The organism is Streptomyces sp. P13-3-3 (assembly GCF_050571355.1).
In the GTDB taxonomy this organism is placed as follows: Bacteria; Actinomycetota; Actinomycetes; order Streptomycetales; family Streptomycetaceae; genus Streptomyces; species Streptomyces althioticus.
Window position 1 is genome coordinate 1581931 of sequence record NZ_CP192228.1, and the last position, 11895, is coordinate 1593825.

Genomic DNA, 11895 nt, shown 5'->3' on the forward strand with positions numbered 1-11895 from the left:
GGGGGCCGGGCGGGGTCAGTGGCGGCGCAGGCGGCCGGCGATGGCGTGGCCGATGAAGAGGTAGACGACGGCGGCGAGCCCGTAGCCGAAGACGACCCGCGCCCACTCCTCGTCGAAGGTGAACAGGTCACGCGACCAGGCAGCCAGCCAGTTGGCCGCGTCATGGACGAACTGGACCAGGTCGTTGGCCCGGTTGGCGTCCAGCAGATACATCAGAATCCACAGTCCGAGGATGACGGCCATGACGTCCGCGATCACCGCGATGACCGTCCCCGCGGAGGTGGAACCAGAGCGATATCGAGGGGACATGCTCTCCGTCTGGCCCCGAACGACCGCTTGAAACCAGCCCCGTTCACGTCCCCGCACGCGAACGGCCCCCCGCCCGCAGGGCGAGGGGCCGTCGACGACGGGGCCGGGGCTCAGCCGCGCTGGATGCCCGAGGTGTCCTGGAGGACGCCGCGGCGGCCGTCCTGCGTCTGCGCGACCAGCGCCTGACCGCGCTGCTCCACCGCCAGGTACCAGGTGCCCGGGGCGAGTTCGGCGATCGGCGTGGGCGAGCCGTCCTCGGGGAACAGCGGACGCGGCACCGGCACGGCGAACCAGAACGGCGAGAAGTCGGGGGCGGGCGCCGCCGCGGGCTGGCCCTGCTGCGGCTGACCGCCGTACGGCTGGCCGGGCTGACCCGGCTGGCCGCCGAAGGACGCCTGCTGGGCGCCCGGGTAGCCGTAACCGCCGGGCGGCTGCGCGCCGTACGGCTGCTGCGGGGCGGCGGGGCGGGCGGCCGGGACCAGCGCGCCCTTGAGCGCCGGCACCAGCGGCGTGGCCACGGCGGCGGCCGCCATGACCAGCGTGGCGACGAGCGCGAGGATCAGACCGATGCCCGCGTCGGGACCGTCACCGCCGCCCCCGAAGTTGTCGACGCCGCCGGCCGGGTCGAAGACGTTGCCCAGCGCGCTCCAGGCGGCGAACACCGCGAAGGCGACGCCGAACGGCGCCAGATCCAGACCCGCGACCTTCGGCGCCTGCGGCAGACCCCGGGCGACGACGATCAGGGCCGCGGCGATGAGGCCTGCCAGCACCACGCTCAGCAGCACCGGACCGCTCGCCCACAGGCTGGGGATGTCCACGCTGTCCGAGGCGCCTTCGATCGAGTACAGATCGAGGAACGACGCGATGAACAGCAGTACGGCTGCTCCGATCACCACGCCGTCGCCTCGAGTGAGGGAGCGGATATTCACTTCAGGTCCTTCGTAGGTCGTCTCGTCGTCGGAAGAGGCGTCGCTGTCACCAGGTCGCCCCGTAGGGTCCGGTGCGAAGCGCGGGGGTGGCCCCTGATCGTACGGACGACACTATCGTCCGCCGGACGGGGCTGTCCGCCCGGATCAGCGCGCTGATCCCTACCCGCGCAGGAAACTCACGATTCCCTCGGAAATCCCTTGCGCCGCTTTCTGCCGCCAGGCGCCGCTGGTCAGCAGCGCCGCGTCCTTGCTATCGCGCATGTTCCCGCACTCGATGAACACCTTCGGAACCGTTGACAGATTGAGACCGCCCAGGTCCTTCCGCGTGACGAGTCCGGTGCCGCCGCCGATGTAGTTGGACGGCGCGGTGCCGGTGACGCGGACGAAGTTGCCCGCGATGCGCTCCCCGAGCTCGCGCGAAGGCCCCACGACGGCGCGGGTGTCCGCCTCGCCCTCGTTCACGGAGCCCGGCAGGATCACGTGGAAGCCGCGGTTCCCGGCGCCGGAGCCGTCGGCGTGGATCGAGACGACCGCGTCGGCCTTCGCCGCGTTGCCGATCCGGGCGCGCTCGTCCACGCACGGCCCGTACGGCCGGTCGCGGTCCTGCGTCAGCTTCACCGTCGCGCCCTGCTTCTCCAGGAGGGCGCGCATCCGGTGGGCGACGTCCAGGGTGAACTCCGCCTCCGCGTAACCGTCGTTGGTGGAGGTGCCGGTGGTGTCGCACTCTTTGCGGTGCGTGCCGACGTCCACCTGACGGTTGATCTCCGCCGTGTGCTTCACGTTCGTCGGGTTGTGCCCCGGGTCGATCACGACGACCTTGCCCTTGAGCGGTCCGGCCGCGGCGGGCGCGGACGCGGAGGGCGTCCGTGCGGCGGGGGACTCCTCGTCCCCGGCGGACGGGGACGGACCGCCGGCGGTGGGGGAGGAGGCGGCGGGTGACGGCGTGCGGGGCGCGGCCGACGGGGAGCTCCCGGCCTCCGCGCCCTTGTCGTCCGTGCCGCCCGTGGCCGCGTACACACCCCAGCCGAGCAGCCCGCCGCAGACGAGCGCGGCGAGGGCCACGGTCAGCAGGCCACGGCGGGAACGCCGCTCCGGGGGCGGATCGAAGTCGGGACCTGTGTACGACACGCAGCCACCCTAACGGTGCGCGGCGGCCGCACCCGTACGGCGCAGGACGCGCAGCGAACCCGTGGCGGAGACCTCGGTGAACTCCCCGGACGCCAGCGCCCGCTGGTGCACGCGGTACGGGGCCTGCCCGGTGAACTCGTCCACCGGGTCGGGGAAGACGTCGTGGATGACGAGCAGCCCGCCCTCGGCGACGTGCGGGGCCCAGCCCTCGTAGTCGGCGCTCGCGTGCTCGTCGGTGTGACCGCCGTCGACGAACACCAGGCCGAGCGGGCGCCCCCACAGGGCGGCGATCTGGGGGGAGCGCCCCACCAGCGCCACCACGTGCTCCTCCAGACCGGCTCGGCGCAGGGTCCGCCGGAAGGTCGGCAGGGTGTCCATCACGCCCAGCTCCGGGTCGACCGTCTCCGGGTCGTGGTACTCCCAGCCCGGCTGCTGCTCCTCGCTGCCCCGGTGGTGGTCCACGGTGAGCGCGGTCACCCCGGCCGCGCGGGCCGCGTCCGCGAGCAGGATCGTGGAGCGGCCGCAGTACGTGCCGATCTCCAGCAGCGGAAACCCCAGCCGCCCGGCCTCGACCGCGGCGGCGTACAGGGCCAGCCCCTCGTCCAGCGGCATGAACCCCTTCGCCGCCTCGAACGCGGCGAGCACGGCCGCCTCCGGCGCCTTCACCACGAGCTCCGCCTTTCCGCAGGTCACAGAAGTCTCCACGGGGCCATGCTGCCGTAGTCCCGGCGGGGGTGGTGAAGGGGGGTGCCGGGACCGCAGGGGGCGTGTCGCGCGGCTCGGCGCCGCGGAGTGCCGCCTGCGCCCACCCGTGCCGACCCGAGCGGCACGAGTGCCCGCAGACCGCTGGGCGGGGTTCACCGGCCCGGGCGTACCAGCCGGTTGTAGGTGGCCGGGTGCCCGGCCGGAGGTGACCGGGTGCCGCCCGTGGTGCGTCACGGGCGGCACCCGGCCGTCATGCCGTGACCGTCTCCGGCGGCAGCGACAGGTCCACGGCGACGCAGTCGCCGGTGCCCGTGTGGGTCGCCGGGGAGGCCAGGGGGCCGTGGCCGGGGGCGCGGGCGGCGAGGACGTACGGGCCCTGGGCCGGGACCGCGAGGGCGTAGGTGCCGTCGGCCGCGGTGACCGTGGCGCCCGCGCGGCGGCCGTGCCGGTCGATGAGGGTGACCCGGGCACGGGCCACCGGCGCGCCGGACGCGTCCAGGACCCGGCCGCGGAAGCCGCGCAGCGTCTCCCGCGCCCGCTCCAGGTTCGCCTCCTCCTCGCTGCTCGCCCGCAGCTGGGGGTGCGCCGACGGACGCCGGCCGGGCAGGAACAGCGCCAGCACCAGGCCCACGGCCACCGCCGCCGTCGCGATCCCGAACGACACCCGGAACCCGTGCAGCGTCGGCACCGCGACCCCGCCCACCACGTCCGAGGTGTTCGCCAGCACCATGCCGATCACGGCGCTGGACACCGACGTGCCGATGGAGCGCATCAGCGTGTTGAGGCCGTTCGCCGCGCCCGTCTCGGAGGCCGGGACCGCGCCGACGATCAGCGCGGGCAGCGAGGAGTACGCGAGCCCGATGCCCGCGCCGAGGACCACCGAGGTGACCACGGTCTGCCAGGCGGCGCTCATCAGCCCGAGCCCGCCGCCGTACCCGGCCGCGATCACCAGCAGGCCGATGATCAGGGTGACCTTGGGGCCGTACCGGGCGGACAGACGGGCGTAGACCGGCGCCGTGAACATCATCGTCAGGCCCAGCGGGGCCACGCACAGGCCCGCGACCACCATCGACTGCCCGAGCCCGTCCGACGCGGTGGGCAGCTGGAGCAGCTGGGGGAGGACCAGGGAGACGACGAAGAAGGAGACGCCGACCATGATCGAGGCGAGGTTGGTGAGCAGCACTTCACGGCGGGCCGTGGTGCGCAGGTCCACCAGCGGCGCGGCGACCCGCAGCTCCATCAGCCCCCACAGCAGCAGCACCACGGCCGCCGCGCCGAACAGGCCCAGCGTGGTGCCGGAGGTCCAGCCCCATGCGCTGCCCTTGGAGACGGGCAGCAGGAACAGCAGCAGTCCGGCGGTGAGCCCCAGCGCGCCGGGCAGGTCGAACGAGCCCTTGGCGCGCAGCGGCGACTCGGGCACGACGGCCAGGGTGAGGGCGATCGCCAGGACGCCGAGGCCGGCCGCGCCGAGGTAGAGGGCGTGCCAGTCGGTGTGCTGGGCGACCAGCGCGGCGGCGGGCAGCGCCAGACCGCCGCCGACGCCGATGGAGGAACTCATCAGCGCCATCGCGGAGCCGAGGCGTTCGCGCGGCAGCATGTCCCGCATCAGGCCGATGCCCAGCGGTATCGCGCCCATCGCGAAGCCCTGGAGGGTGCGGCCGGCGATCATCACCAGCAGATCGCTGGTGAACGCGCTGACCAGCGCGCCCACCACCATCACCGCGAGGCTGACGACCAGCATCCGCCGCTTGCCGAAGAGGTCGCCGAGCCGCCCCATGATGGGGGTGGCCACGGCGCCCGACAACAGGGTCGAGGTCAGGACCCAGGTGGCGTCGGCGGGTGCGGTGTCGAGCAGCTGCGGCAGATCCTTGATCACCGGGACCAGCAGGGTCTGCATCACCGCGACGACGATGCCCGCGAAGGCCAGGACGGGGACCACCGCCGCGCCCGCTCTGCCGGAGGGACGGGCGGGCGTCGTCTGTGTCATGAAGGTGCCTCCAGGCGGCCGAACGGCAAGGTACGTGGACCATGAACCCCGTGCGCCGAGGCAACTATTCCGTTGCTTCGGCCCTCTAACGATTTCTTGACCTTTCCTTGGGCCTCCGCGGACCGGGCGCCCTGCTGCGCAGGTGCTCCTTCTCGGTCCGGGGGAGGAGACGAGGTCGGACGAAATGCCGATGCGGCCCGCGCGCGGCGGTTGAGAGCATGTCCCTCATGCTCGAAGCCCCCGACACCACCCGCGTCCCCGCCCGCACCGCACCACCCGTCTGGCTGGTGGTGGCGCTCGCCTGCGCCGGCCAGTTCCTCGTCGTCCTCGACATCTCCGTGGTGAACGTGGCGCTGCCGTCCGTGCGCGGCGGCCTCGGCCTGGACGAGCAGGGCCTGCAGTGGGTGGTCAACGCGTACTCCATCGCGTTCGCGGGCTTCATGCTGCTCGGCGGCCGCGCCGGCGACCTCTACGGCCGCAAGCGCATGTTCCTCGTCGGGCTGGGCCTGTTCACCCTGGCCTCGCTGGCCGGCGGGCTCGCCCAGGAGGGCTGGCAGCTGCTCGTGGCGCGGGCCGTGCAGGGACTCGGCGCGGCCGTCCTCGCGCCCTCCACGCTCACCCTCGTCACCTCGGCGGTGCCGGAGGGCGCGGCCCGCGCCCGGGCCATCGCCACCTGGACCGCCGTCGGCGCGGGCGGCGGCGCGGCGGGCGGCTTCGTCGGCGGGGTGCTCGTCGAGACGCTGTCCTGGCGCTGGGTGCTGCTGATCAACGTGCCGGTCGGCGCGGTCGTGCTGGCCGCCGCCGCCCGCTGGATCACCGAGAGCCGCGCCGGGGACGGCCGCCGCCTCGACCTGCCCGGCGCCGTCCTCGTCACGGCGGGCCTCGCCACCCTGGCGTACGGGGTCTCCCAGACCGAGCAGGCCGGCTGGACGGCGGTGTCCACGGTGGTGCCGCTGTGCGCCGGGCTCGCCCTCGTCGCGCTGTTCCTGCTCGCCGAGGCCCGCGCCAGGTCCCCGCTGATGCCGCTCGGACTGCTGAAGCTGCGGTCGGTGGCCTCCGCGAACGTCGCCATGTTCCTCAGCGGCTCCGCGATGTTCTGCATGTGGTTCTTCATGACCCTGTACGCGCAGAACGTCCTCGGCTACACCCCGCTGGAGGCCGGACTCGCCCTGGTGCCCAGCTCGATCGCCGTGATCGTCGGCTCCAAGGTCGCCCCGCGCCTCATGCGGGCGACGGGGCCGCGCGCGGTGGCCGTGCTCGGCACGCTCGTCGCGACGGCCGGCTTCGCCTGGCAGTCCACGATGACGGCGGACGGCGCGTACCTCACCGCGATCATGATCCCGGGCGTCCTGATGATGCTCGGCGCGGGCCTCGCCGGCACCCCGCTGGCGTCCCTCGCCACGTCGGGAGCGGCCCCCGAGGAGGCCGGTCTCGTCTCCGGCCTCGTCAACACCTCCCGCACGATGGGCGGCTCCCTCGGCCTGGCGGTCATGGCCACGATCGCGGCGGCCCGCACGAACGGGGTCGACACCCCGGAGGCCCTGACCGAGGGCTACGCCCTCGTCTTCACCACCGGCACGGCCGTGCTGGCCCTGGGCGCCCTCCTCATGTGGGCATGGCTGCCGAGGACGCCTGCGAGGCAGGCGGGCTGAACCGGCGGGCTGGGGTGGCGCGGTCCGCTGACGCGTGGCTGTCGGGCGGTGCCCGCCCGTGGCGTCTCGCCGCAGCGGACCGACGCCGGGGTCCCGCAGGCGTCCCGCTCGCGTGGGTGCCGCGCGGTCGGGGACGGCGGGGTCCGTCGGCCGCCGACGCGTGGGTGTCGGGCCATGCCCGGCCTCTGGTTCTCGCCGCAGCGGACCGACGCCGGGGTCCCGCAGGCGTCCCGCTCGCGTGGGTGCCGCGCGGTCCGGGACGGCGGGGTCCGTCGGCCGCCGACGCGTAGGTGTCGGGCCGTGCCCGGTTGTGGCGTCCCGCCGCAGGAGACCTGCAACGGTGTTCCGCTCGTGTGGGTGCCGCCGCTCCTTGGGCGGACGACGGCGCCGGGGCGTCGTGCCGGGGCTCGCCGGGCTCTTGCCGGTCTTGGTCAGGCGCGCTCCCGCCCAGCCTGCCGGGGTCGCCCCTGCTCAGGTCACCTGGCCGTACCCCGCCTGCCGACGCCCTTCGGGACCGTCGTGGACCAGGCCGATCGTGGCGGGTCACCGAGACCGTCGGCGGGTGCTCCTCAGCGTTGCCGCCGGCCGTGAGTCGGCGCGGCGCCGCACCGGTTCGGTTTTCCGGACCCGGACCTGCCACCCACGGGCCGTCGGATCGGTCCCGGTGCGGCGGGGCAGGAGGCGGGTCCCCGAGACCGCCTGCCCGGCGCCCCGGCTCGGTGCGGCGCCGCCGCGCGGGCGTCGTGCGGCCGGAGGTGGGCGTCGGGCGTCAGCCGGGTCCGTGTCGTGCCCGTCCCGGGGTGTGACACGCGGCCCGGGTCACAGCCACCCCCGTCGGCGGGCCTTGCGCAACGCCTCCCGCGGCCGGCCCGCGCGGGCGTCGGGCTATACAAGGGGTCGGACCACCCCCGGCGATCAGGAGCGACATGCCCGTCGACACCGCCCGCGCGCTCGCCGCCGCGCCCCGCACCACCGAGATCTCCTGGACCCCCGAGGACATCCAGCTCTACCACCTCGGCATCGGCGCCGGCGTCCCCGCCACCGACCCCCGCGAACTGCGGTACACCCTGGAGTCCCGTCTCCACGTCCTGCCGAGCTTCGCCACCGTCGCGGGCGGCGGAGCGCCCGGGGTGATCGCGGCCCTGTCCATGCCCGGCGTCGACGTGGACCTCGCGCGCGTGCTGCACGGCGGCCAGTCGCTCCGCGTGCACCGTCCCCTGCCCGTGCGGGCCACCGCCACCCGCACCGACCGCATCACCGCCGTGCACGACAAGGGCAAGGCGGCGGTGCTGGTCCTGCGCAGCGACGCCGCCGACGCGGACGGCCCGCTGTGGACGGCCGAGGCGCAGGTGTACGTGCGCGGCGAGGGCGGCTGGGGCGGTGACCGAGGGCCCTCGGCGGCCGCGCCGGAGGAGAGGGGCGCCCCCGACCGCACCGTCGAGCGCCCCCTACGGGAGGACCAGGCGCTGCTCTACCGCCTCACCGGCGACCTCAACCCCCTGCACGCCGACCCGGAGTTCGCGCGCCGCGCCGGGTTCGACCGCCCCGTGCTGCACGGGCTGTGCACCTACGGCACGACCCTCAAGGCGGTCGTCGACACGCTCCTCGACGGGGACGTCACCCGGGTCCGCTCCTGGACCGCCCGGTTCGCCGGGGTGACGTACCCGGGCGAGACGCTGCGGATCCGGATGTGGCGCGGGGACGGCGCCGTACGGGTGGCGGTGGGCGCGGTGGAACGCGGGGACGCGCCCGTACTGGCGGGCGCGACGGCGGAGTTCACCTGACGGGAGCACGAAGACGGCCCCGGCCGTCGGACGACGGTCGGGGCCGTGCTTCCCGTTCCGCCCGCGGGGCGGGACCGGCCGACCTGGGTCAGGCGGCCTGCTCCCCGCGGTCGTTCTCCTGGGTCGGCTTGCGGTGCCGGCCACGCGGGGACGTCTCCGCCTCCTGCGTGGAGACCGGACCCCGGTGCCTGCCGTGACCCGCGGCGACCTGCTCGTGCTCGACGGGCCGCGGCTCGTGCGTGATGACGTCGCTCATCGGAAGGATTTCACCCCGTAAACATGATCTTTCCTACAGCCGGGCGAGTCTAACCGGCCCACCGCACCCCGGATCCAGGCGGCCACGCCAACCGCCGCTAGTTCGTTACAAGCCGTCCGAGGGGTGCTTGCTGAAGGGGCACGGGACGCGGCACGTCGGCCAGGGAATCGAGGTGATGAACGGTCATCTCCGTTTTACGAGTGGGTAGTTGACCGCTGTACCGCTCGTCGTACGGAGACGGCGCTTCCGTGCCCGCCGCGTCCGCCGCGGCGTCCTCCGGGGAGCCGTCCTCCGGCCGCCGTTCCTCCCCCGGCATCGTCAGCGTGGCCACCCCGCACGGCACCGCGCCGGTGGAGTACGGGAGCCGCAGCACCCCGTCCGCCGTCCACAGCCCCGTGCCGCCCAGCCAGCCCGCCGGGGCCGGGACATGGTGGACGCGCCGCTCGGCGGGACGCCACAGCCCGATCCAGCCCGACCCGTCCGCCCCCTCGACGCGCAGCGCCACCGCGCACCCCTCCGGGGTCAGCATCTGCCCCGGCTGCACCGCGAACGGCGTCACCGTGCGGTCCGGCAGCCGCAGGCACTCGGGGAACCGCACCGGCAGGGTGCTGCCCAGCACGCCCCAGCCCAGCCGTGCCTCCCCCGGGGAGGGCGCGTCCGAGCGGATCAGCAGCAGACCGCTGTCCGGGTCGGCGAGCAGCACCCGGTCGTCGCTGCCGGGAGCGATCTGCAGCAACGGCGACACCTCGCCGCCGCGTCCGAGGTCGACCACCACCGACTTGGTGCGTCCGCCCGCCTCCCGGTCCAGGGCGAGCATCCGCCCCTCACGGTCCAGCCACACCCCGCCCGAACAGCCGCCCGGGATCTCCGCGACCCGCTCGGGTCCGGATCCGCCGCCCGCCACCAGCCACACCGTGGCGCTGCTCGGGCCGGCGGCGAGCGCGTACGCCCGGCGGCCGTCCGGGGCCGGGGGGAGCAGCCGCAGCCGGGCCGTCCCGCCGGGGCGGTCGACCGTGCCGAGCGGCAGCTCGCCGGTGCCGGGGCCGGTCGGGTACAGCAGGGAGAAGGCGTGCCGCCCGTCCACCAGCCGGTGGATGAGGACCCGGCCGTCGGCGAGGGGCTGCACCTCGGTGCCGGGCTCCTCGGGCTGGTTGCCGGGGAGCGGCACCGCGTACGGCTCGGGGCCGTCCAGGGTCCAGCGTTCCGGGAACAGGGAGTCCCCGGCGAGGGCCAGGCGGGCGGCGTAGCAGCCGTCCGCGGTGATGGTGCAGCCCGCCCGTCCCGCTCCGTTCTCGTGTGCCGCCGCAGGTTCGATGGCGCAGACCGTCATCTTTCGGTCACCTCCGGTGACGAACGGTAGTTTTCGCGGAGGGAGGCGGCGGAGCGGAGGGGCGCGCTTCACACGTAAGGGTGCTCCAGGAACGATTCTGCTGAGGGAGGGCGGGGAGTGTGCTCCACGGCCGCGGTGCGGGGGCGGGCGGGCGAGGGAGCCGACGGCGGATCCGGTACTGCCGTGCGAAAGGGGCAGGTAGCCTTGGCGGCGTGCCCCGTCTGTCAGAAGTCATCTCCGCGCTGGACGACCTGTGGCCCGCCGAGCGGGCCGAGTCCTGGGACGCGGTCGGCACCGTCGTGGGCGACCCGGACCAGGAGGTCACGCGCGTCCTGTTCGCCGTCGACCCGGTCCAGGACATCGTCGACGAGGCGGTGAAGCTCGGCGCCGGCCTGCTGGTCACCCACCACCCGCTCTACCTGCGCGGCACGACCACCGTCGCGGCCTCCACCTTCAAGGGCCGCGTGGTGCACACGCTCATCAAGAACGACATCGCGCTGCACGTCGCCCACACCAACGCCGACACCGCCGACCCGGGAGTCTCCGACGCCCTCGCCGGCGCGCTCGGCCTCAGGGTCGTACGGCCGCTGGTGCCGGACCCGTCCGACCCCGAGGGGCGGCGGGGACTGGGCCGCGTGTGCGAGCTCGACGCCCCGGTCACCGTGCGGGAGTTCGCCGCCCGCGCCGCCGAGCGGCTGCCCGCCACCGCGCAGGGCGTCCGCGTCGCCGGCGACCCGGACGCGCCCGTGCGGACCGCGGCCGTCAGCGGCGGCTCCGGCGACAGCCTCTTCGACCACGTCCGGGCGGCCGGCGTGGACGCCTTCCTCACCGCGGACCTGCGCCACCACCCGGTGTCCGAGGCCCGCGCCCACAGTCCTCTCGCGCTGCTCGACGCGGCGCACTGGGCCACCGAGTGGCCCTGGTGCGAGCTGGCCGCCGCCCAGCTCGACGAGATCTCCGACCGTCACGGATGGGACCTCAGGGTCCACGTCTCGCGCACGGTCACCGACCCCTGGACCGCCCACGCGGCGTCGTCCCGAGCCACCGACACATCTGGAGCCCCCAACTGAACGCCGAGCCCGCCGACCAGATCCGACTTCTCGACGTCCAGGACCTCGACGTCCGCCTCCAGCAGCTCGCGCACAAGCGGAAGTCGCTCCCCGAGCACGCCGAGATCGAGTCGCTGAACCGGGACCTCGCCCAGCTGCGCGACCTGCTCGTCGCCGCGCAGACCGAGGAGAGCGACTGCACGCGCGAGCAGACCAAGGCCGAGCAGGACGTCGACCAGGTGCGCCAGCGCGCCGCCCGCGACCAGAAGCGCCTCGACTCCGGCGCCGTCTCCTCGCCCAAGGACCTGGAGAACCTCCAGCGCGAGATCGCCTCCCTCGCCAAGCGCCAGGGCGACCTGGAGGACGTCGTCCTCGAGGTCATGGAGCGCCGCGAGTCCGCCCAGGAGCGGGTCGCCGAACTGACCGAGCGCGTCGGCTCCGTCCAGGGCCGGATCGACGACGCGACCGCCCGGCGGGACGCGGCGCTGGAGCAGATCGACGGCGAGACCGCGTCCGTGACGAAGGAGCGCGAGGTCGTCGCCGCCTCGGTGCCGGCCGCGCTGCTGAGCCTCTACGACAAGCTGCGCGAGCAGCAGGGCGGGATCGGCGCGGCCAAGCTGTACGCGCGCACCTGCCAGGGGTGCCGTCAGGAGCTGGCCATCACCGAGCTGAACGAGATCCGCGCCGCCGCCCCGGACACCGTGGTGCGCTGCGAGAACTGCCGCCGCATCCTGGTCCGCACGGCGGAGTCGGGACTGTAGGGCCT

11 protein-coding genes are annotated in these 11895 nt (G+C 74.7%); 4 read left to right on the forward strand and 7 right to left on the reverse strand.

All coding sequences use genetic code 11. The annotated features are described in order from the left end of the window. Positions 1-15: 15 nt before the first annotated feature. The 5 genes from ACQZOG_RS07130 to ACQZOG_RS07150 form a co-directional block, all read right to left on the reverse strand. Positions 16-309 carry a hypothetical protein gene (locus ACQZOG_RS07130; RefSeq protein WP_051724363.1) on the reverse strand — a complete coding sequence of 98 codons (294 nt, stop codon included), beginning with the start codon at positions 307-309 and terminating at the stop codon, positions 16-18. Between the two features lie 110 nt (positions 310-419). After that, entirely contained in the window at positions 420-1238 is an 819-nt protein-coding gene (locus ACQZOG_RS07135; RefSeq protein WP_033272815.1) for a DUF5336 domain-containing protein, read from the reverse strand. Between the two features lie 159 nt (positions 1239-1397). Beyond that, positions 1398-2366 carry an N-acetylmuramoyl-L-alanine amidase gene (locus tag ACQZOG_RS07140; RefSeq protein WP_033272816.1) on the reverse strand — a complete coding sequence of 323 codons (969 nt, stop codon included), beginning with the start codon at positions 2364-2366 and terminating at the stop codon, positions 1398-1400. A gap of 9 nt (positions 2367-2375) precedes the next feature. Then, positions 2376-2978 (reverse strand): class I SAM-dependent methyltransferase, encoded by a 603-nt coding sequence (locus tag ACQZOG_RS07145; protein WP_390898168.1) that lies wholly within the window; start codon positions 2976-2978, stop codon positions 2376-2378. Positions 2979-3321: 343 nt separating this feature from the next. Beyond that, positions 3322-5058 (reverse strand): MFS transporter, encoded by a 1737-nt coding sequence (locus tag ACQZOG_RS07150; RefSeq protein WP_382002844.1) that lies wholly within the window; start codon positions 5056-5058, stop codon positions 3322-3324. A gap of 218 nt (positions 5059-5276) precedes the next feature. Between ACQZOG_RS07150 and ACQZOG_RS07155 the strand changes: the two genes are divergently transcribed. Further along, positions 5277-6710, forward strand: a complete 1434-nt coding sequence (locus tag ACQZOG_RS07155; RefSeq protein ID WP_058916017.1) for an MFS transporter — start codon at positions 5277-5279, stop codon at positions 6708-6710. 926 nt (positions 6711-7636) lie between these two features. After that, the gene (locus ACQZOG_RS07160) at positions 7637-8494 is read left to right on the forward strand and encodes a MaoC/PaaZ C-terminal domain-containing protein (RefSeq protein ID WP_387757240.1); all 858 of its coding nucleotides are present in this window, start codon (positions 7637-7639) and stop codon (positions 8492-8494) included. A gap of 88 nt (positions 8495-8582) precedes the next feature. Here the strand turns inward: ACQZOG_RS07160 and ACQZOG_RS07165 are convergent, their stop codons facing one another. Next, positions 8583-8750 (reverse strand): hypothetical protein, encoded by a 168-nt coding sequence (locus tag ACQZOG_RS07165; RefSeq protein WP_167338175.1) that lies wholly within the window; start codon positions 8748-8750, stop codon positions 8583-8585. A gap of 97 nt (positions 8751-8847) precedes the next feature. After that, positions 8848-10080, reverse strand: a complete 1233-nt coding sequence (locus tag ACQZOG_RS07170; RefSeq protein ID WP_430741377.1) for a hypothetical protein — start codon at positions 10078-10080, stop codon at positions 8848-8850. A gap of 212 nt (positions 10081-10292) precedes the next feature. Here ACQZOG_RS07170 and ACQZOG_RS07175 point away from each other — a divergent pair, with 212 nt between their 5' ends. Both ACQZOG_RS07175 and ACQZOG_RS07180 read left to right on the forward strand, forming a co-directional pair. Further along, on the forward strand, positions 10293-11150 hold the full coding sequence (locus ACQZOG_RS07175; RefSeq protein ID WP_033272821.1) for a Nif3-like dinuclear metal center hexameric protein: 858 nt from the start codon (positions 10293-10295) through the stop codon (positions 11148-11150). Beyond that, the gene (locus tag ACQZOG_RS07180; RefSeq protein WP_033273145.1) at positions 11147-11890 is read left to right on the forward strand and encodes a zinc ribbon domain-containing protein; all 744 of its coding nucleotides are present in this window, start codon (positions 11147-11149) and stop codon (positions 11888-11890) included. Before ACQZOG_RS07175 ends, ACQZOG_RS07180 begins: the two co-directional genes overlap by 4 nt. Positions 11891-11895: the final 5 nt, after the last annotated feature.

Excerpts from the sequence above, each read along its gene's own strand:
- ACQZOG_RS07130 (WP_051724363.1), bottom strand. The coding sequence starts at position 309 with ATGTCCCCTCGATATCGCTCTGGTTCCACCTCCGCGGGGACGGTCATC.
- ACQZOG_RS07145 (WP_390898168.1), bottom strand. The coding sequence starts at position 2,978 with ATGCCGCTGGACGAGGGGCTGGCCCTGTACGCCGCCGCGGTCGAGGCC.
- ACQZOG_RS07150 (WP_382002844.1), bottom strand. The coding sequence starts at position 5,058 with ATGACACAGACGACGCCCGCCCGTCCCTCCGGCAGAGCGGGCGCGGCG.
- ACQZOG_RS07170 (WP_430741377.1), bottom strand. The coding sequence starts at position 10,080 with ATGACGGTCTGCGCCATCGAACCTGCGGCGGCACACGAGAACGGAGCG.
- ACQZOG_RS07160 (WP_387757240.1), top strand. The coding sequence starts at position 7,637 with ATGCCCGTCGACACCGCCCGCGCGCTCGCCGCCGCGCCCCGCACCACC.
- ACQZOG_RS07155 (WP_058916017.1), top strand. The coding sequence starts at position 5,277 with ATGTCCCTCATGCTCGAAGCCCCCGACACCACCCGCGTCCCCGCCCGC.
- ACQZOG_RS07165 (WP_167338175.1), bottom strand. The coding sequence starts at position 8,750 with ATGAGCGACGTCATCACGCACGAGCCGCGGCCCGTCGAGCACGAGCAG.